This window comes from Pseudomonas sp. GW456-E7 (assembly GCF_059424105.1).
In genome coordinates this window covers 1-19,063 of record NZ_JBWKZB010000075.1, presented here as the reverse complement: position 1 = coordinate 19,063, position 19,063 = coordinate 1, and the positions used below count along the sequence as shown (strand labels likewise).

The window sequence follows — 19,063 nt, the reverse complement described above, 5'->3', positions numbered from 1 at the left end:
CTCCAGGCGATGTCGTTGTTGGCGGTCTGGCTGACCGTCACGATGTCGTTGCTGTCCAGATCGGCAAAGCTCAGCGCCCCGCTGTCGCTCAGCGTGGCTGCGCCATTGCCTTCCGTCATCGCCCCGGTCGTGTCGTCGATGCTCAGCGTCGGCCGGTCGTTGGTGCCGGTCAGGGTGATCGTCACAGCCTTGGTCACCGTCGCCCCGAAGTCGTCGGTCAGCGTCACCGTGAACACTTCGGTCTTGCTCTGGCCCTCGGCCAGGTACTGCGCCGCGCTGTTGTTCAGCGTATAGGTCCAGCCCACGCTGCCCGCCGCGTCGCCCGTGCTCTCGTCGCTCACAGTGGCCACCAGCGTACCCAGCGCACCGGACGGCGCGCTCACGCTGGCAACATGGGCGTCATCGGCCAGGTCCACGTCACCGAAGGTGAAGCTGCCGCTGGCGACCGTGGTGCCGTCTTCGGCCACCGCAGCGCTTTCGACTTCCGCCGCCGTCACCGTCGGCCCGTCGTTGGTGCCGGTAATGGTGATAGTCACATTCTGCGTATCCGACAAACCATGACCATCGCTGATAGTGACCAGGTAGGTTTCGGTAACTGTCTGTCCCTGGGCCAGGTACTGCGCCGCCCCATTGCTCAGGTTGTACGTCCATTGCACCGAACCGCTGGCCGTGTTCGCGGCTTCGCTCACCGGCAAAAGCTCGAACGTACCAAGATAAGTAGCGTTGCCCGCCGCCGGTGCGAACGTCGCCATGTGCGTGTCACTCAGGTCGACGTCGTTAAAGGCAATCGTGCCGCTGGCCGTCAGCGAGTCGGTCGCGCTCGCAGTGGTGTCGGCGTCTTCGGTCACCGTGCCGGCCTGCGCGCCGAAGCTGATGGTCACACCATCATTCACGCCCGAGAACTGCACTGTCGCGGTGGCCCAACTGAGCGTGCCGTTGCCCAGACGTATCGCATAGGTAAAGCTGTCCGTCAGGACCTCGCCAGCAGCAAGCGCCTGGAGTTGTGCCTTGAAATCAGAGGAGAAAGTAGCGGCGTCGTAGCCGACCTTGCCGTCCGAGGTGATCCAGATCTTTGCACCATTCTTACTGGTGTCAGAACTCATCGCCTCAGCCCTCGCCGTATCCTGGGTCAGGAGGTCGGCCGGAGCAGAAACCTTGGTGGCAGTAGAAAGACTGTCCGCGTTGTCGAGTGACCAGAGTGTCTTCGCGTTACCGCCGAGGTCATTGGACATGACGTCCCAATACACGACCCCCAGCAGATTTTCAGTGGTGGTGAAGACGTCATCCTTCGCCTGCGGCGTGTTGGAAAACGAGGTAACGGTTCCGCCGCTGGTAGTGGTGGTGCTAGCCATGTCTTTCTCCCAGGAATGTCACTCAGAGCAAAAAAACCGCTGTGGGCCACCAACAGCCGCAAGCCGATTCTTCCTCAACCCACGAACACTTCACTCCACCGGTACCAGCCGGCTGGCCAGTAGCTTCACGCCCACCCCGGCTCTGTCGCCCAGCGACTCAATGCGCACGATTTGTCCTTGCGCCCTGAACTTCATGGGGCCGCCGGGAGCGTCGAGCTCGATCTCGAAATCAATCAAGCTACCCACCTGCTGCTCGCTATCGGTTTCGAAATACAAACCGGAGGCGCTGATGTCACGGGTGACACCGTTGCCCCCGCCGATCAGTTGCAGCGACAGGGTGACTTGTTCACGGGGCTCAATGCGGTGTGTGTCTTTCATGTCGGCAGTCTAAAAACCACCGCTGTTTATTACATGAGCGCGATATCCCTTTTTTTCTGGGAGTCAATCACCCATCAAAACAGTGTTTTACGGGACAAATGTCATGGGAGGGGGGGCTGCAGCGCTATTGAAAACACTAAGGACTGCAACGATTGCTATCATGATCAGCTAACACAACCCGCCTAAAGGGGCAGCGACACGCATGCCAATTCAAGTCCTGTTAGTAGCTCTACCGCTCGTGGCCTGGGGCCTTGAGCGTCTGGTGGAAAGCGCTCGACCAAGGTTGGCGCTGGCGGGTTCGGTGTCGTCGGTGGCGCAATACCTGCTTTCGCCGCACCAATACGCGCCGGATGTGGTGGTGCTGGACCTGGACAGCGAGGGCTGTATCGAGTCGCTGGCCGACTTGCACAGCCAGACCAAAGCCAGGATTCTGGTCGTGACAGGGGCGAGCGACGTGGCGCTGCATGACAGTGCGGTGCTGGCGGGCGCGCGTGGCGTGGTGGATAAGCGGGAGTCGGCATCCGCATCAACATTGCTCAAAGCCATAGAAAAAGTGCATGAAGGCGAACTCTGGATTGACCGCAATGCGACCAGCCGTATCTTTCTTGAACTGGCACGCAATAAAGCCGAGCGCGATATAGACCCGGAGCAACAGAAAATCGCCAGGCTGACGCGCCGCGAGCAGCAAACCATTGCGTCGCTGGCCCGCGACCCCTCAGCGCCTGGCAAGTTGGTGGCCGAAAAGCTGCACATCAGCGAGCACACGCTGCGCAACCATTTGACATCGATCTACAGCAAGCTGGGCCTGACGAACCGCGTAGATCTGTACGCCTATGCACACAAGCATGGGCTTTCCACAGCCGACTGAGGACGGCGGCAACACGCCGCGCGTGTTACCGCAACCTGACCTTGTCCCGAAACTCCAGCACAGGACATTCACCGATTCTTTCCAGACTTATCGAGAACCCGATCTACCCCACCCCTCTCCTGCGAGGCCGGCAAGATTCGCCATCGATCTGCATGACAGACCACTCCTGCAGTGGATCTTCACAGAACCCAACCTTTATCCTTGACGCCCCCCGCTGTCCCGAGTCCTGGAGTTTCGCCCATGCCCCATGAAGGCAACCTGCTACAAGCCGCTGTCGTATTCCTGATGGCGGCCGTGCTCATCGTTCCGTTAGCCAAGCGCCTGCAACTGGGGGCGGTCCTGGGCTATCTGTTCGCCGGGGTGATCATCGGCCCGTCGGTGCTGGGGTTGATCGACAATCCGCAAAGCGTCGCAAACATTTCCGAACTCGGCGTGGTGTTGCTGCTGTTCATCATCGGCCTGGAGCTGTCGCCGCGACGCTTGTGGGTGATGCGCAAGTCCGTGTTCGGCGTAGGTCTGGCGCAAGTGCTGCTGACCGGCACGGTGATTGGCGTGGTGGCTTTGTGGTTGTTTGGCCAACCGTTGAACACCGCGATCGTCCTCGGCCTGGGCCTGGCGCTGTCGTCCACGGCGTTCGGCCTGCAAAGCCTGGCTGAACGCAAGGAACTGACCAGCCCCCACGGGCGATTGGCGTTCGCAATCCTGTTGTTCCAGGACATCGCCGCGATCCCCTTGATTGCCATGGTGCCGCTGCTGGCCGGTGGCGATCACAGCACCAGCGTCAGCGAAAACCTGAACCACGGCCTGCAAGTGCTGGCCAGCATCGCCGTGGTGGTGATCGGCGGGCGTTACCTGCTGCGACCGGTATTCCGCGTGGTGACCAAGACCGCATTGCCGGAGGTCTCCACCGCCACGGCGTTGCTGGTGGTGATCGGCACGGCCTGGTTGATGGAACTGGTCGGTATTTCCATGGCCCTTGGCGCCTTCCTCGCCGGCCTGCTGCTGGCGGACTCCGAGTATCGCCATGAACTGGAAGCCCAGATCGAACCGTTCAAGGGCCTGCTGCTGGGCTTGTTTTTCATCAGCGTCGGCATGGGCGCGAACCTGAGCCTGTTGCTGAGCATGCCGGTCGCGGTGCTGGGCCTGACCCTGTTGCTGATCGCGATCAAACTGCCGCTGCTGTTTATCGTCGGTCGCCTGGCCGGAGGGTTGAAGAACGTCAGTGCGATCCGCCTGGGTATCGTGTTGGCGGCCGGTGGTGAATTTGCCTTTGTGGTGTTCAAGATCGGTCGCGATCATGGGCTGTTCACCGCCCAGCTGTCTGACTTGCTGGTGTTGACCATCACCCTGTCCATGGCCGTGACGCCGCTGTTGCTGCTGGTTTGCGCACGCCTGGTCAGCCCGAAAGTGCAACCGGTGGAAGTACCGGAGAAGTTCCGTGAAATCGACACCGACGCACCACGGGTGGTGATCGCCGGCATGGGCCGCATGGGCCAGATCGTTGCGCGGATCCTGCGCGCGCAGAACATCAAGTTCGTGGCCCTCGACACCTCGGTGGAAACCATCGAACTGTCCCGCAGCTTCGGTGGCGTGCCGGTGTTCTACGGCGACCCGATGCGCCCGGAAATCCTCAGCGCGGCCAAGGTCGGCGAAGCCGAGTTTTTTGTGATCGCCACAGACGACCCGGACACCAACATCAAGACCGCCGAGCTGGTGCGCAAACTCTATCCGCATATGAAAATCATCGCCCGCGCCCGTAACCGTCAGCATGTGCACCGGCTGATGGACGTCGGTGCCCACGCCGTGCGCGAGACCTTTTTCTCGAGCCTGGAAATGAGCCGGCAGACCCTGATCGGCTTGGGATTGACCCAGGCCCAGGCCGATGCGCGGATCAAGCGTTTCAAGCAGCACGACGAAGAGGTGCTGGAAGCCCAGCACGCGGTGTATGACGACGCGGTGAAAGTGATGCAGACAGCGCAGGAAGCGCGGGTGGAACTGGCCAGGTTGTTCGAGTCGGATCAACTGCAGGAGCAGGCTGGCAAGAAATGAGGCGGACTTGAGGGCCCCTTCGCGAGCAAGCCCGCTCCCACAGAAGAGCTTGTGCGCGACAAAGATCCAGTGTGGGAGCGGGCTTGCTCGCGAAGAACGATAACGCGGTGTGACGGATCAACAACTACCCAGGAACCACCATGGCTGACCAACCTGCCCCCGCCCTCAAGGAAATCTTCAACGCCGAGCGCCTCCAGCACATCGCCACAGAAATGACGGCGGTGTACCCCGATTTTGACGACAGGAAATTCCTCAAGCTGGCCCAGTCCGGCCTGGCAGACCTCAGCGTCATGCAGCGCATGGCCCGGGTCAGCGAATGCCTGCATGCAGTGTTGCCGCTGGACTATGAAGCATCGCTGCAGGTGCTGCGCGCCCTCGCCCCGCGCCTGAACAGCGGTTTCGTCAGCATGTGTCTGCCGCACTACGTCGCCCGCTACGGCGCCCATGCGTTCGAGCAGTCGATGGACGCACTGAAGTACTTCACCGCTTTCGGCTCTTCGGAATTCGCGATCCGCCATTTTTTGCGCAGCGACCTTGAGGGTTCGCTCAAGCTGATGCACGACTGGTCACTCGATGACAACGAACACGTACGACGCCTGGCCAGTGAAGGTTGCCGCCCACGCCTGCCCTGGTCATTCCGCCTGGAACCCGTCCAGGCCGACCCGACACTCGCCGCGAAAATCCTCGACAACCTCAAGGCCGACACCAGCCTGTACGTGCGCAAGTCCGTGGCCAACCACCTCAACGACATCACCAAGGACCACCCCGACTGGGTGCTGGACCTGATCGAAGGCTGGTCGCTGGACAACCGGCACACCGCATGGATCGCCCGGCACGCCCTGCGCAGCCTGATCAAACAGGGCAACCAGCGGGCACTGGCGATCATCGGTGCCGGTGGCAAGCCTGAAGTCGAGATCGTCGATGTGAAAGTCGAACCGCCGGTGATTGGCCTGGGAGAAAAGATCACCCTGTCGTTTGCCATCAGATCCACGGTAGAAAGCAGCCAGCGCCTGGTGATCGACTACGCCATCGATTACGTCAAGGCCAACGGCAGCACCTCGGCGAAGGTCTTCAAGCTCAAGGCGCTGACACTGCCCGGTAACGCCAGCGAAGTCGTCAGCCGTGGGCAGCAGATCAAGGAGCTGACAACACGCCGGCATTATGCGGGGCGCCATGCGGTGCATGTCATGGTCAATGGCGAGCGGTTGGCCAGCACGGCATTTGAGATTCTCGGTTAAACCATCCGATCAATTGTGAATGTTACGACGCCTTCGCGAGCAGGCTCGCTCCCACAGGGGGTAGAGTTGCCACATACTTTGCGAACGACGCTAAACCAGTGTGGGAGCGAGCCTGCTCGCGAAGGCGGCAGTTCAGGCACCGCCTAACAACAACCCCTGCTCCCGCTCACACAACTCCACCACATAATCCCAAAGCACCCGCAACCGCACCGATTTGTGCAACTCCCGGCGAGTGCTGATCCAGTAACTGCGCTGGATGCTTTCATCCGGCAACAGCGGCACCAGCCCCGGATCGGCACTGGCCATGTAGCACGGCAACACCGCGATCCCCAGGCCTGAGCGCGCAGCCTGCTGCTGGGCGATCACGCTGGTGCTGTGAAACACCACCTGCGGGTTGCGGCAGAAGCTGTTGAGGAACATCAGTTCCTGGCTGAACAGCAGGTCGTCGACATAGCCGATCCAGGCATGACGCCCCAGGTCCTCGCGACTGCGCAACGGCGGCGAACGATCGAGGTACTCCTGGCTGGCATACAACGCCAGGCGATAGTCAGTGAGTTTGCGGGTGACCAGCATGTCGGCGGCCGGGCGCTCGAGGTGGATGCTGATTTCCGCCTCACGGTTGAGGATGCTGACAAACCGCGGCACCGCCACCAGTTCCACTTCCAGCCCCGGATAGCGCTCGAACAAGCCGTTCATGCGACTGGCGAGGAACATGATGCCCAGGCCTTCGGTCACCCCGACGCGGATCTTGCCCAGCGGCGCAGTGGATTGGGTGATTTCCTCCTGGGCCAGCAGCGCCACGTTCTCCATCGCCTCGGCGTGTTTAAGCAACGCCTCGCCCGCCGGGGTCATCTCATAGCCCTGGGCATGCTGGACGAACAACGCCGTACCGAGGCTCTTTTCGATGGCCTCGATGTGCCGCGCCACGGTGGCATGGGTGGTGTTCAAGCGCCGGGCAGCCGTGAGCAAACGCCTGCTGCGCTGCAATTCGAGAAAAAACCGCAGGTCATTCCAGTCGAACATGAAGCGTCCTTGTTCGTTGCTGTTCGGGATGCTGTTTAAAAACGCACAGCGGCTGCGCAAAAACTAACATTCTTTTGACGAAAGCTAACAACTAGGATGACAGACAACAAGAACAACAAAACGAGGTCAGGGATGCAGGCTTCCCTTGATGAATACGATTACATCGTGGTCGGAGCCGGGCCGGCCGGGTGTCTGCTGGCCAATCGACTGTCGGCCAACCCTCGACATCGCGTGTTGTTGCTCGAAGCCGGCGGCCGTGACAACTATGCGTGGATTCACATCCCCGTGGGTTACCTGTACTGCATCGGCAACCCGCGCACCGACTGGTGCTTCAAGACCGAAGCGCAACCGGGCCTGCAAGGTCGCGCCCTGAGCTATCCGCGCGGCAAGGTACTGGGCGGCTGCTCATCCATCAACGGCATGATCTACATGCGCGGCCAGGCCGGTGACTACGACCGCTGGGCCGCCGACGGCAACCCCGGCTGGAGCTGGCAAGACGTGTTGCCGCTGTTCAAGCAGAGTGAAAACCACTTCGCCGGTGCCGCCGAATTTCACGGCGACGCGGGAGAATGGCGAGTCGAACGCCAGCGCCTGTCGTGGCCGATTCTCGACGCCTTCCGCAGTGCCGCCGAACAAAGCGGCATCGCCAGCATCGATGACTTCAACCAGGGCGACAACGAAGGTTGCGGCTATTTTCAGGTCAATCAGAAGGCCGGCATCCGCTGGAACGCGGCCAAGGCGTTTCTCAAACCGATTCGCCAACGCTCCAATCTCACCGTGCTGACCGGGGTCGAAGTCGACCGCGTGCTGCTGGAAAACGGCCGCGCCTCGGCAGTCAGCGCCCGCTGGCAAGGCGCGGTGAAGACCTTCAAGGCGCGCAAGGAAATCGTCCTCTGTGCCGGTTCGGTCGGGTCGCCAGGCATCCTGCAACGCTCCGGCATCGGCCCGCGTCCACTGCTGGAACGGCTGGGTATTGGCGTCGCCCATGAGCTGCCTGGTGTCGGTGGCAACCTGCAGGATCACCTGCAACTGCGGCTGATCTACCAGCTGGAAAATGCCCGCACCCTGAACCAGATGGCTGGCAGCCTGTGGGGCAAGCTGGGCATGGGCCTGCGCTACCTGTATGACCGCAGCGGCCCGCTGTCCATGGCGCCGAGCCAGTTGGGCGCCTTCGCCCGCTCGGGGCCGGAACAGGCTTCAGCCAACCTCGAATACCACGTGCAGCCGCTGTCGCTGGAGCGCTTTGGCGAACCGCTGCATGCCTTCCCGGCGTTCACCGCATCGGTCTGCGATCTACGCCCGCAAAGCCGTGGCCGGGTGGATATCCGCTCGGCTGACCCGCAACAAGCACCGCTGATCCAGCCCAATTACCTGAGCCATCCGGAGGACCTGCGGGTCGCCGCCGACGCCATTCGCCTGACCCGGCGCATCGTCGCCGCACCGGCCCTGCGCGCCTTCAATCCGGTGGAATACCTGCCCGGCGCCAGCCTGCAAAGCGAGGAACAACTGCACGAAGCCGCCGCGCGCATCGGCACCACGATTTTCCACCCCGTGGGCACCTGCCGCATGGGCAATGACGCCGACGCCGTGGTCGATGCGCAACTCAAGGTCCATGGCATCCCCGGCCTGCGCATTGCCGATGCCTCGATCATGCCGCGCATCACCTCGGGCAACACCTGCTCGCCGACGCTGATGATTGCAGAGAAGGCGGCACAACTGATCCTCAATCCAGACATATACACCAACCCTGTGGGAGCGGGCTTGCTCGCGAAAGCGGTGGATCATTCACATTGATGTTGAATGACACGACGCCTTCGCGAGCAGGCTCGCTCCCACAAGGATCACATTAGATTCACGGACACTGAGCATTACCCCTGAAATGGAACACGCAACACCAGTGGAACAACAAAAACAATCACTGTGAGGGATACCGGTATGTCAGAACACGTTCAGCCCCTGGAAGCCGTGCGCAGCGCGGGCACCAGCCAGGAAACCCAGAAAGTCATCTTCGCGTCGTCCCTCGGGACCGTCTTCGAGTGGTACGACTTTTTCCTCTATGGCGCCCTCGCGGCGGTCATCAGCAAGCAGTTCTTCGCCGGGGTCAACGACACCACGGCGTTCATCTTTGCGCTGATGGCCTTCGCCGCCGGCTTCATCGTCCGACCGTTCGGCGCGCTGGTGTTCGGCCGGTTGGGGGACATGATCGGGCGCAAGTACACCTTCCTCGCCACCATCATCCTCATGGGCCTGGCGACGTTCTGTGTCGGGCTGCTGCCGACCTACGCCAGCATCGGCATCGCCGCGCCGATCATCCTGGTGGTGCTGCGCATGCTCCAGGGCCTGGCCCTGGGCGGCGAATACGGTGGCGCCGCGACCTATGTCGCCGAGCACGCGCCCATGGGCAAGCGCGGCTTCCACACCAGCTGGATTCAATCCACCGCGACCCTGGGCCTGCTGCTCTCGCTGCTGGTGGTGCTGGGCTGCCGCTACTTCACCGGTGACCAGTTCGAAGTCTGGGGCTGGCGCATTCCGTTCCTGTTTTCCATCGTGCTGCTGGGTATCTCCACCTGGATTCGCCTGAGCCTGCACGAGTCGCCGGCCTTCGTGAAAATGAAAGAGGAAGGCAAGCTGTGCAAACAGCCGATTCGCGATTCCTTCGGCAAATGGGAAAACCTCAAGGTGGTGTTGATCGCGCTGTTCAGCATCAATGCCGGGCAAGCGGTGACCTTCTACGCCGCGCAATTCTATGTGCTGTTCTTCCTCACCCAGTTCCTGAAAATGGACCCGGCCGTGGCCAACGGCTTGCTGATTGTCAGCGTGACCATTGGCGCCCCCTTCTTCATTTTCTTTGGCTGGCTGTCGGACAAGGTCGGGCGCAAACCGGTGCTGATGATCGGCCTGCTGCTGGCCACCGCGCTGTACTTCCCGATCTTCAAGACCCTGGCCCACTACGCCAACCCGGCCATTGACCAGGCCAGCCGCCAGGCACCGATCACCGTGATGGCCGACCCGGCCACCTGCACCTTCCAGTTCGACCCGGTGGGCAAGGCGAAATTCGACAGCCCGTGTGACAAGGTCAAGACCTTCCTGGTCAAGCAGGGCCTGCCGTACCAGAGCGCAGCGGCCCCGGCCGGCAGTGACGTGCAGGTGAGCGTCGGCGACGTGAAGATCGATGGTTTCGACGAAGCCGCCCTGCGCGGTGCCGTGACCCTCGCCGGCTACCCGCAACAGGCGGACATGCAGCAGATCAACAAACCGATGATCGTGGCGCTGATTGTCGCGCTGATCATCATCTCGGCCATGTGCTACGGCCCGCTGGCGGCGTTGATGGTCGAGCTGTTCCCGACCCGCATCCGCTACACCTCGATGTCCCTGCCCTACCACATCGGCAACGGCTGGTTCGGCGGCTTCCTGCCGACGGTGTCGTTCGCGCTGGTGGTGTACACCGGGGACATCTTCTACGGGCTGTGGTATCCGGTGGTGATCACCGGGGTAAGCCTGGTGGTGGGGATGATATGTCTGCGTGAGACGCGTAACGTGGATCTCGACAAGAACTGAGGTTATGCCTGCCGACGAGGGAGCATGCTCCCTCGTCGCGGCGATCCGCTCCAATCAAACTTCGGCATCAAGCAACTCGAACTTCACCTGATCCGGATAGAACGCCAGATACCCGCGGATTTGCTCCACCGACACCTTGGGGTCTTCGTAGCTCCACACCGCATTGGCACTCTCATGCCCAGGCACCTGCAAACTGAAATAACTCGCATCGCCCTTGTACGGGCAATAGCTGGTGTGGTCGGTGCGGGCGAAATATTTCTCGTCGATATCCTCTCGCGGCACGTAGTACACCGGCGGGTAGTTGGCCTCCAGCAACACCAGGGCCCGCGCCGAGGCGGCGACCTGAATGCCGTGGAACCTCACCAGCAGACAGCCAGGCTGCTCGGCGATGGTGATGACAGGACTAGGACCGGAGCTTTTCATGGAAAACGTTCCTCATGACGGTGATGGACCTGCAAATCGATGATGTGGGAGCGTGGCTTGCCCGCGATGGGCTGCGCAGCAGCCCCGAAACCTGAGACCACGATTTATCAGGTATAACCCAAGTTTCCCCCTCCCGACGGCTTCACAGCCGAACGGAGCCTGCCGGCACAGTCCGTCGGCACGACATACCAAGCTGTACATCCATACAGATAAAGATTGCTCCATCGTCCATCAAGCGCCATTCTGTGCACCCCTGACACATAGATCGACGATGGTGGTTATGCGGCTGTACCTCTGTGAAAAACCTTCCCAGGCCAAAGACATTGCGGCAGTCCTCGGTGCCCGGCGCCGGGGCGATGGCTGTTGGCTGGGAACGGATGTCACGGTGACCTGGTGCATCGGCCACCTGCTGGAAACCGCACCGCCGGATGCCTACGACGCGCGCTACAAGCGCTGGGTGCTGGCCGACCTGCCGATCATTCCCGAAAAGTGGAAAATGACCGTCAAGCCACGCACCGCCAGCCAGTACAAGGCGGTCAAGCGCCTGCTCGGTGAAGCCTCCGAACTGATCATTGCCACGGACGCCGACCGTGAGGGCGAGATGATCGCCCGGGAACTGGTGGAGCATTGCCGCTATCGCGGGCCGATCCGCCGCCTCTGGTTGTCGGCCCTTGACGATGCGTCCATCCGCAAGGCCCTCGCGGCATTGAAACCGGGCAACGAGACGTTCAGCCTCTATCACTCGGCCCTGGGGCGTTCCCGGGCCGACTGGCTGATCGGCATGAACATGAGCCGGCTGTTCACCTTGTTGGGGCGTCAATCCGGCTATCAAGGCGTGCTGCCGGTGGGCCGGGTGCAAACGCCGACCTTGCGCCTGGTGGTGGATCGCGATCGCAGCATTGGCGACTTTGTGCCCGTCCCCTACTGGGCCATCGATGTGCAACTGCTGCACAACGGCACCCCGTTCACCGCGCAATGGCGAGCAGCATCCGATGTTTGCGACGATCAGGACCGTTGCCTGAACCAGGCGCTGGCACGACAAGCAGCAGACGCCATGCGCGGCGCGGCCAGTGCGCGGGTGATCAAGTTGCGCACCGAACGGATGCGCGAAGTGGCCCCGCTGCCGTTCGACCTGGGCACCCTGCAGGAGGTCTGCTCTAAGAAACTCGGCCTGGGCGCCCAGGAAACCCTGGACATCGCCCAGGCCCTGTACGAAACCTACAAGGTCATCACCTATCCGCGCAGCGATTGCGGCTACTTGCCCCTCAGCCAGCACAGCGAGGCGCCGGCCATTCTGGCGGCGCTGCGCCAGGCCGACCCGGCGTTGAACGCCTTGCACGATCACCTCGATCCACAACGGCGCTCACGGGCCTGGAACGATGCCAAGGTCAGCGCTCACCACGGCATCATCCCCACCGCTGCGGCGAAGAACCTCGACAAGCTGGCAGGCAAGCAGCGCGCGGTCTACACGCTGATCCGCGCGCGGTATCTGGCGCAGTTCCTGCCCAATCACGAATACGACCGCACCCAGGCCGACTTCGATTGCGCAGGCCAAGCCTTGCGCGCTGTCGGCAAGCAGATCATCGAGCCGGGCTGGAAACGCGCCCTGCCCGAGGCATTGGCGCCGACCAAGGGACGCGAAGCTCCAGCGCCACAGACACTGCCCAAACTGGCCGAAGGCATCGATTGCGTAGTGGCCGGCGTGCAACTCAAGGACCTCTGGACACAACCGCCAAAGCCGTTCACCGAAGGCGATCTGATCAAGGCCATGAAGAACGTCGCCAAACTGGTGGAAGACCCGCTGCTCAAGCAAAAGCTCAAGGACACCACCGGCATCGGCACCGAAGCGACCCGGGCGTCGATCATCCAGGGCCTGCTCGACCGTGGTTATCTGGTCAAGAACGGCAAGGCCCTGGCCGCCACGCCGGCCGCGTTCAGCCTGATCGACGCCGTGCCGCGGGCCATTGCCGACCCGGGCACCACGGCGATCTGGGAACAGGCCCTGGACATGGTGCAAAGCGGGGAAATGAGCCTTGAGGAGTTCGTCACCAAACAGGCGGCGTGGATGAGCAAGCAGGTCAGCCGTTGCGCCGGACTGAGCCTGACCATCAGCGGTCCGCCGCCCAGCGGATCCGCCGCAGCCCCCTGGAAGAAAAAGCGCAAAGGCACTGCGCGCAAACCTGCGAGCGGCACCAAGCGCAGGGCAAAACCGGCAGTCAAAACGTAGACCTGACACTGAGCCCTTGTGGCGAGGGAGCTTGCTCCCGCTGGACTGCGCAGCAGGCCCAATGATTTTGTTTGAAAGCGAGAGCCGCTTCGCGATTCCACGGGAGCAAGCTCCCTCGCCACAGTTCGTGCGACGCCGACCATAATCAAATGTGTCCCTTGGCCGATCGGGAGCCACCCCCGTATGTCTTCGATAGCACTACACGCCGCCCAACGCGACGAACTGGAAACCATCGAAAACCTGATGCAGTTCTACACCTACGACTTCAGCGAATGGCTGCCGCTAAAGCTGGGTGAATCCGGATTCTTCAACATCCTGCCCATGCCGGAGTACTGGCGACACCCGGCCACCCGCCCTTTCCTGATCAAGGTCGACGGAGAACTGGCCGGCTTCGTGACCGTGGATGACCGGACTCATCTCCCCGGTGCCGACTACAACATCGGCTATCTGTTTGTCAGTCGACGCTTTCGTGGCCGGGGTGTCGCGCGATTTGTCGTTTCCACCCTCTTGAGTCAGTTCCCCGGTCAATGGCAGATTTTCCATCTCGAGGCGAATCAGCCGGCACGACTGTTCTGGGCCACCGTGATGCCGGGGCTCGGCGTTGGCGCGTTCACCTTGCATCAGCAGGTGGTAGACGGTCATCCCTGCACTTTTTACCGCTTTGCGTGCCCGCCTTTGTCGTCCTGATCGACACGCCCTCGTCTCCCCTCGCTAATTCCGAACAGCTTTGTCCGACAATATGTAGTGACTGAAAATAATCACTACAAAACCGTTGACGCCTCCGTTTTGCCCTTGCATGATGCAGACGTCTCCCCGATCGGGAGTACAGGCAACACGTTTGAGCAAGCTCGTCTGACCGCCGAGCTGTTTTTCCCGGATACACGCTGCCCACAAGGCAGATTGAAGAAGCTGACCTGGCCTGAACGTCCAGTACAAGGGCGAGAAGTCTTGGCGAGCAATCCTCATGATGCTTGTGGCCGACCCTGAAAATGTCGGCAGTGGCCTTAAGGTTTTCGCCGCTTCTCTTCGTTGTGACGCTATTGCGTAGCAGTTATTCAACACGACTACATGCAACAGACGCAGGACCCCGCCCGATAAGGCGGTCGAACGCTGACGTCCTGGTTTCGGTGCCAGGGATCAACTAACCGATGGGCTACCTGTATTAGCGAATCAACTTTGAAAGATCACCAATTGGTCAAGGGGCTTTATGATGAATCTGAACAATCAACCAACTATCGATGAACTGGCTCGTATGTTCGCTGCCAAGAAAGACAGCCACGACAGCCATATTCTCTGGATCAGCAAGTGTGGCCAGGTTCATATCGACCCTCTGTCGCCGCACGCCCATGAAGCAGAGTTCGACCAGAACAACCAGAACCTGCTGGCCCGACTGAAGATGTACCGTCGCGGCCAGGGCTATGTCGGCAAGAAGGCCGCGGCCGACAAGGACTTCATCGGTAATGTTCTGCAAACCCTGAAACAGGCCTGGGCCTCGATGCAGAATCAGAACGAAGTTCGGGTGATTGACCGGTTCTACTAATTGAATGAGTCGTCACTGACTTATTGAAAAACAGGGCCTGCTCCCAATAAGGAGCAGGCTTTTTTTATGCCCGTACAAAGATCAACTGTGGGAGCGAGCCTGCTCGCGAATGCGGTGTGTCAGTTGGCATGGTTTTATCTGATACACCGCATTCGCGAGCAGGCTCGCTCCCACAAGGGGTCGCGGTGATCAGAAAAGATCAGACCCCAACACCAGCTCCACAAACGCCACCGACGCCGCACTGTGGTAGTTGTTCTTGCGCCGCAGCAACGCAGCCCCGCGTTCTGGCGCTGCCCCCTGCATGGATAGCTTGCGCAATACCCGATCCTGCGTGGCGATAGGTTCCGGCAGGATAGTGGCAATGGCGGAATGCCGGATGACTTCCAGCAGCGTGTTGACCGAGTTCACTTCAATCACCACTTTGGGCGTGATCTGCGCCTTGGCGAAAAACTCATCGATGCAGGTGCGGGTGATGTAATCCGGGGTCAGCAGCGCAAACTCAAGTTGAGCCACCTCTTGCGCGGACAACGCTTCCTGATGCTCGTAAAGCGGATGATCGCGCCCGACCATCAACCCCAGGGTCTCGGTAAACGCCGGGATCGATTCGATGTCGGTGCTGCGCACCTGATCAAACGCAATCGCGATGTCCAGCGAATCATCCGCCAGCCCGGCTTCGATCCCGTCCATCGACAACTCGAAAATCTCCAGGTGAATGTTCGGGTAGCGCGCCACGTAGTCGCGCACCAACGGCCCGACCAGATAAGCCATGAAGGTCGGTGTCATGGCCAGGCGCAAGGTGCCGCGAGACAAATCCTTCACGTCATGCAACGCACGCCTGCCCGCCTCCAGCTCTACCAATACCCGCCGCGCGCATTCAATGTAAGCCTGGCCGGCATCGGTGGGCCTGACCGTGCGCGAGGTGCGGTCGAACAGGCTCACACCCAGTGATTCCTCCAGTTGGCGGATCTGTTGCGACAAGGTCGGCTGGGACACATGCAGCACTTCGGCGGCGCGGGTGAAACCACCCTGGTCGGCCACCGCCAGCAGGTAACGCAAATGGCGAAGCAACATCGGACTCTCCATCTATAGGCAGTGCTTATGCCTGGCATTGTATATCGGTCTTGGACGCTATGGATGGATCGGCAGAAGATGGCCCCACACCCAAGCAACGCCACTCCCGATAGGAGAATCACCATGCAACAGTCCCACGCCTACAACGACCCAAGCCTGGCCCTGACCACTTCTGTCCTTGATGCCAAGGCGCGCAAGAACCTGTCGTGGCAGGACCTCGCCGATGGCACCGGCTTGAGCCTGGCCTACGTCACCGCCGCCCTGCTCGGTCAACACCCGCTGCCGGAAAGCGCCGCCAAAGTGGTCGGCGACAAACTCGAACTGGACGCCGACGCCGTGGCCCGGTTGCAGATCATCCCGCTGCGCGGCAGCCTCTCGGGTGTGCCGACCGACCCGACCATCTACCGCTTCTACGAAATGATCCAGATCTACGGCACCACCCTCAAAGCCCTGGTCCATGAGCAGTTCGGCGACGGCATCATCAGCGCGATCAACTTCAAGCTCGACATGAAAAAAGTCGACGATCCGGAAGGCGGCTCCCGCGCCGTCATTACCCTCGACGGCAAGTTCCTGCCGCTGCGTCCTTTCTAAGTTGATACCGGCCCGCACGCCCCGTGCGGGCCGAACCCTGCCCCCCCATGAGGACGCGATCATGAAAGCGCTCATCGACGGTTTCCTGAAGTTCCAGAAAGAAGCCTTTCCACAACGTACCGACCTGTTCAAACACCTGGCCACCACCCAGCATCCGGGCACGCTGTTCATCACCTGCTCCGACAGCCGTGTCGTGCCGGAACTGCTGACCCAGCAAGAGCCCGGTGAACTGTTCGTGATCCGCAACGCCGGCAACATCGTGCCGTCCTACAGCCCGCATCCGGGTGGCGTATCGGCCACGGTCGAATACGCCGTCGCGGTGCTCGGCGTGACCGACATCGTGATCTGCGGCCATTCGGACTGCGGCGCCATGACGGCGGTGGCCAAGTGCACCTGCATGGATCACCTGCCCGCCGTCAGCGGCTGGCTGCAACACGCCGAGTCGGCGAAAGTGATCAACGAAGCCCGGCCACATGCCAGCGAAGCGGCCAAGGTCAGTTCGATGGTGCGGGAAAACGTCATCGCCCAACTGGCCAACATCCAGACACACCCGAGCGTGCGCCTGGCCCAGGAAAAAGGCCTGTTGAACCTGCATGGCTGGGTGTACGACATCGAGACCGGTTCGATCGACGCGCTGGATGCCGACAGTCGCAGCTTTGTGTCACTGGTCGAGTATCCGGGCACTTGTGCGGTATCGGCCAAGGCGATCAAAGCCGCTTGACCGGAACCGTCGACACTTCAAAAACGTGACCGCCCTTGCAGCGGTCACTGGTTCCGCTGTCTCAGCGTTTGACGCCCAGATCGATCTGGGTCATGCGGCTACGGATGGTGAACACGCCATCACCCGAGAGAATCGCACTGCGCGCAAACAGGCGCCCGCTCTCCCAGTTCGAAAGGCCCAGTTCCGGCTTGTTCAACGCGTACTGGCCGTCGACCCAACGGGTGATGCCATTGCCGACAAAAGGCGCGTTGACCGCGTTGTAGAAACGCTCCTGGGTCTCGGCACTTTCACTGATCAAGGACACGGTGAACTGCGGGCTGTAGCGATTGAACAAGGCGATGGCACTGTCCAGGTCGTCGACGATTTTCAGGCTGACTTCCGGGGTTTCTTCCCATTCCCATTCGCGGCCCAATTGATCTTCCGGCAACGGCTCGGCCTGGGCTTCGGTCTGATAGCCTTCGGCGCGATACACCTCCACCGTTGCGGTCAACCAGTCTTGCGCCAGGTGCGACTCGCTGCCTTCGACGATGTGCAGCTTGCAGCCCTGCCCCCGCGCGGTGCCGGCCTGCTTGAGTGCGTCGAGGAACAGCGGCACCAGTTCAGCGGCGCGGTCGCGGTGGATCAGGCAGACGTTCAGGGTGTTGCAGACTTTGCGGTCCAGGGAGTTGCGCACCACGGCGGCAAAGCGCTGGGCGTCGGCATCGGCGTTGGCGATCAGCCAGGCGCCACCAGTGCCGTGCAGGCTGACCGCCGTGCCAGACTGCTGCGCGATGCTGCCCAACTGGCTGACGGCGCGCCCCGAACCACGGGCTACCGCCAATGACAGGCGCCGGTCAGCGAACATCGCCCAACCGGCGGCGTGGTTGACGCTTTCCACCAGCGACACCGCACCGGCGGGCAAGCCGGCGTCGCTCAGTGCCGGGTTCAGTGCATGGGTAACGATCGCCTGGGCGGTGCCCAACGCATCGCTGCCGATGCGCAGTACGGCAGTGTTGCCAGTGCGCAACACACCGGCCGCATCGGCAAACACATTCGGCCGGCCTTCGAAGACGAACGCGACTATGCCCAACGGCGAGACCACTTGCTCGACCTTCCAGCCATCGTGCTCGACGCAGCTGATCACCTTGCCCCGAGTGGCCGCGGCATCACGCCACGCGCGCAGGCCGGCGATCATGTCGCGACGCATGCGCTCATCGGCCAGCAACCGGGTGGTCGAGCGGCCGCGCGCCTTGGCCCGTTCGATGTCGGCCAGGTTGGCAGCCTCGATCAAGGTCCAGCATTGCGGGGTTTCCAGACGTTGGGCAAACAGGTCGAAGAAAGCGCTGATCGCTTGATCAGACACCGCCGACAGCGCGGTAAACGCCGCTTGGGCGCGCTCGATCGCGACGTTGGCCGCTTGCTGGTCCGCCACGGGGATCAACAACAACTCGCCGCTGACCTGCTCCACCAGCAGGTGATCACCGGGCTGGAAGCGTTGCGCCAGTTCGGGGCTGACGACGGTGACACGATTACCGGCGAAAGGGATGGGCGTACCAGCGACTAGACGTTCGAGCGCGAGAGACATGAAGCGGTTTCACCATGCAGGGGGCGGCCGGAAAATGTATAGCAATTTCCCTGTGGGAGCGAGCCTGCTCGCGAAGAGGCCATTCCATCCAACATCAATAGCGCCTGACACTCCGCTATCGCGAGCAAGCTCGCTCCCACATTTGTTTGGCATCGACCAAATCCAGCCCACGACCAACATCCACTGTGGGAGCGAGCTTGCTCGCGATAGCGACAGGACAGTCAGAATTGATGTCGACTGACACACAGCCTTCGCGAGCAAGCTCGCTCCCACATTTGTTTGGCGTCGACCAAATCCAGCCCACGACCAACATCCACTGTGGGAGCGAGCTTGCTCGCGATAGCGGCAGGACAGTCAGAATTGATGTCGACTGACACACCGCCTTCGCGAGCAAGCCCGCTCCCACACGGGTTGTGCGCTTACGTATCTCAGTGTGTACAGCCCCGCCCCAGACACACCC

General features: G+C 61.4%; 16 protein-coding genes. 10 read left to right on the top strand and 6 right to left on the bottom strand.

Annotation, left to right across the window (positions count from 1 at the left end; genetic code table 11):
* On the bottom strand, positions 1–1,352 hold a 1,352-nt coding region (locus AC07YV_RS28430), incomplete at its 3' end, for a VCBS domain-containing protein (protein ID WP_494990385.1).
* Positions 1,353–1,442: 90 nt separating this feature from the next.
* A complete protein-coding gene (locus AC07YV_RS28425; RefSeq protein WP_102702616.1) occupies positions 1,443–1,730 on the bottom strand; it encodes a PilZ domain-containing protein in 288 nt (95 codons plus the stop codon).
* A gap of 310 nt (positions 1,731–2,040) precedes the next feature.
* On the opposite strand from AC07YV_RS28425, the gene AC07YV_RS28420 reads away from it, so the two are divergent.
* The 3 genes from AC07YV_RS28420 (at position 2,041) to AC07YV_RS28410 (ending at position 5,885) form a co-directional block, all read left to right on the top strand.
* Positions 2,041–2,598: a response regulator transcription factor gene (locus AC07YV_RS28420; protein WP_494990384.1), complete on the top strand. Its 558-nt coding sequence runs from the start codon at positions 2,041–2,043 to the stop codon at positions 2,596–2,598.
* 240 nt (positions 2,599–2,838) lie between these two features.
* Positions 2,839–4,647, top strand: a complete 1,809-nt coding sequence (locus AC07YV_RS28415; RefSeq protein ID WP_102702614.1) for a monovalent cation:proton antiporter-2 (CPA2) family protein — start codon at positions 2,839–2,841, stop codon at positions 4,645–4,647.
* Between the two features lie 140 nt (positions 4,648–4,787).
* Positions 4,788–5,885 carry a DNA alkylation repair protein gene (locus AC07YV_RS28410; RefSeq protein ID WP_102702613.1) on the top strand — a complete coding sequence of 366 codons (1,098 nt, stop codon included), beginning with the start codon at positions 4,788–4,790 and terminating at the stop codon, positions 5,883–5,885.
* A gap of 132 nt (positions 5,886–6,017) precedes the next feature.
* On the opposite strand, the gene AC07YV_RS28405 is transcribed toward AC07YV_RS28410, so the two are convergent.
* A complete protein-coding gene (locus AC07YV_RS28405; protein ID WP_102702612.1) occupies positions 6,018–6,908 on the bottom strand; it encodes a LysR family transcriptional regulator in 891 nt (296 codons plus the stop codon).
* Between the two features lie 132 nt (positions 6,909–7,040).
* Between AC07YV_RS28405 and AC07YV_RS28400 the strand changes: the two genes are divergently transcribed.
* Both AC07YV_RS28400 and AC07YV_RS28395 read left to right on the top strand, forming a co-directional pair.
* Positions 7,041–8,702 (top strand): GMC family oxidoreductase, encoded by a 1,662-nt coding sequence (locus tag AC07YV_RS28400; RefSeq protein ID WP_102702611.1) that lies wholly within the window; start codon positions 7,041–7,043, stop codon positions 8,700–8,702.
* A gap of 141 nt (positions 8,703–8,843) precedes the next feature.
* Positions 8,844–10,466 carry an MFS transporter gene (locus AC07YV_RS28395; protein ID WP_102702610.1) on the top strand — a complete coding sequence of 541 codons (1,623 nt, stop codon included), beginning with the start codon at positions 8,844–8,846 and terminating at the stop codon, positions 10,464–10,466.
* 54 nt (positions 10,467–10,520) lie between these two features.
* On the opposite strand, the gene AC07YV_RS28390 is transcribed toward AC07YV_RS28395, so the two are convergent.
* Positions 10,521–10,889 (bottom strand): DUF427 domain-containing protein, encoded by a 369-nt coding sequence (locus AC07YV_RS28390; protein ID WP_008046975.1) that lies wholly within the window; start codon positions 10,887–10,889, stop codon positions 10,521–10,523.
* Between the two features lie 280 nt (positions 10,890–11,169).
* Between AC07YV_RS28390 and AC07YV_RS28385 the strand changes: the two genes are divergently transcribed.
* The 3 genes from AC07YV_RS28385 to AC07YV_RS28375 all read left to right on the top strand — a co-directional run bounded on the left by AC07YV_RS28385 (position 11,170) and on the right by AC07YV_RS28375 (position 14,656).
* Positions 11,170–13,116 (top strand): DNA topoisomerase III, encoded by a 1,947-nt coding sequence (locus AC07YV_RS28385; RefSeq protein WP_494990383.1) that lies wholly within the window; start codon positions 11,170–11,172, stop codon positions 13,114–13,116.
* A 183-nt stretch (positions 13,117–13,299) separates the two neighbouring features.
* Positions 13,300–13,803: a GNAT family N-acetyltransferase gene (locus AC07YV_RS28380; RefSeq protein ID WP_102702608.1), complete on the top strand. Its 504-nt coding sequence runs from the start codon at positions 13,300–13,302 to the stop codon at positions 13,801–13,803.
* A 523-nt stretch (positions 13,804–14,326) separates the two neighbouring features.
* Positions 14,327–14,656, top strand: a complete 330-nt coding sequence (locus AC07YV_RS28375; RefSeq protein ID WP_033047536.1) for a hypothetical protein — start codon at positions 14,327–14,329, stop codon at positions 14,654–14,656.
* Between the two features lie 189 nt (positions 14,657–14,845).
* Here AC07YV_RS28375 and cynR read toward each other — a convergent pair whose 3' ends face one another.
* The gene (cynR, locus tag AC07YV_RS28370) at positions 14,846–15,727 is read right to left on the bottom strand and encodes a transcriptional regulator CynR (protein ID WP_102702607.1); all 882 of its coding nucleotides are present in this window, start codon (positions 15,725–15,727) and stop codon (positions 14,846–14,848) included.
* Between the two features lie 123 nt (positions 15,728–15,850).
* Between cynR and cynS the strand changes: the two genes are divergently transcribed.
* Positions 15,851–16,318 (top strand): cyanase, encoded by a 468-nt coding sequence (gene cynS / locus AC07YV_RS28365; RefSeq protein ID WP_102702606.1) that lies wholly within the window; start codon positions 15,851–15,853, stop codon positions 16,316–16,318.
* A 61-nt stretch (positions 16,319–16,379) separates the two neighbouring features.
* Positions 16,380–17,039, top strand: a complete 660-nt coding sequence (locus AC07YV_RS28360; protein WP_102702605.1) for a carbonic anhydrase — start codon at positions 16,380–16,382, stop codon at positions 17,037–17,039.
* Between the two features lie 61 nt (positions 17,040–17,100).
* Here the strand turns inward: AC07YV_RS28360 and AC07YV_RS28355 are convergent, their stop codons facing one another.
* Entirely contained in the window at positions 17,101–18,603 is a 1,503-nt protein-coding gene (locus tag AC07YV_RS28355) for an aldehyde dehydrogenase family protein (protein WP_102702604.1), read from the bottom strand.
* Between the last annotated feature and the right edge of the window lie 460 nt (positions 18,604–19,063).

Excerpts from the sequence above, each read along its gene's own strand:
- AC07YV_RS28425 (WP_102702616.1), bottom strand. The coding sequence starts at position 1,730 with ATGAAAGACACACACCGCATTGAGCCCCGTGAACAAGTCACCCTGTCG.
- AC07YV_RS28390 (WP_008046975.1), bottom strand. The coding sequence starts at position 10,889 with ATGAAAAGCTCCGGTCCTAGTCCTGTCATCACCATCGCCGAGCAGCCT.
- AC07YV_RS28380 (WP_102702608.1), top strand. The coding sequence starts at position 13,300 with ATGTCTTCGATAGCACTACACGCCGCCCAACGCGACGAACTGGAAACC.
- AC07YV_RS28360 (WP_102702605.1), top strand. The coding sequence starts at position 16,380 with ATGAAAGCGCTCATCGACGGTTTCCTGAAGTTCCAGAAAGAAGCCTTT.
- AC07YV_RS28405 (WP_102702612.1), bottom strand. The coding sequence starts at position 6,908 with ATGTTCGACTGGAATGACCTGCGGTTTTTTCTCGAATTGCAGCGCAGC.
- AC07YV_RS28395 (WP_102702610.1), top strand. The coding sequence starts at position 8,844 with ATGTCAGAACACGTTCAGCCCCTGGAAGCCGTGCGCAGCGCGGGCACC.
- cynS (WP_102702606.1), top strand. The coding sequence starts at position 15,851 with ATGCAACAGTCCCACGCCTACAACGACCCAAGCCTGGCCCTGACCACT.
- AC07YV_RS28410 (WP_102702613.1), top strand. The coding sequence starts at position 4,788 with ATGGCTGACCAACCTGCCCCCGCCCTCAAGGAAATCTTCAACGCCGAG.
- AC07YV_RS28400 (WP_102702611.1), top strand. The coding sequence starts at position 7,041 with ATGCAGGCTTCCCTTGATGAATACGATTACATCGTGGTCGGAGCCGGG.
- AC07YV_RS28375 (WP_033047536.1), top strand. The coding sequence starts at position 14,327 with ATGAATCTGAACAATCAACCAACTATCGATGAACTGGCTCGTATGTTC.
- AC07YV_RS28385 (WP_494990383.1), top strand. The coding sequence starts at position 11,170 with ATGCGGCTGTACCTCTGTGAAAAACCTTCCCAGGCCAAAGACATTGCG.
- AC07YV_RS28415 (WP_102702614.1), top strand. The coding sequence starts at position 2,839 with ATGCCCCATGAAGGCAACCTGCTACAAGCCGCTGTCGTATTCCTGATG.
- cynR (WP_102702607.1), bottom strand. The coding sequence starts at position 15,727 with ATGTTGCTTCGCCATTTGCGTTACCTGCTGGCGGTGGCCGACCAGGGT.
- AC07YV_RS28355 (WP_102702604.1), bottom strand. The coding sequence starts at position 18,603 with ATGTCTCTCGCGCTCGAACGTCTAGTCGCTGGTACGCCCATCCCTTTC.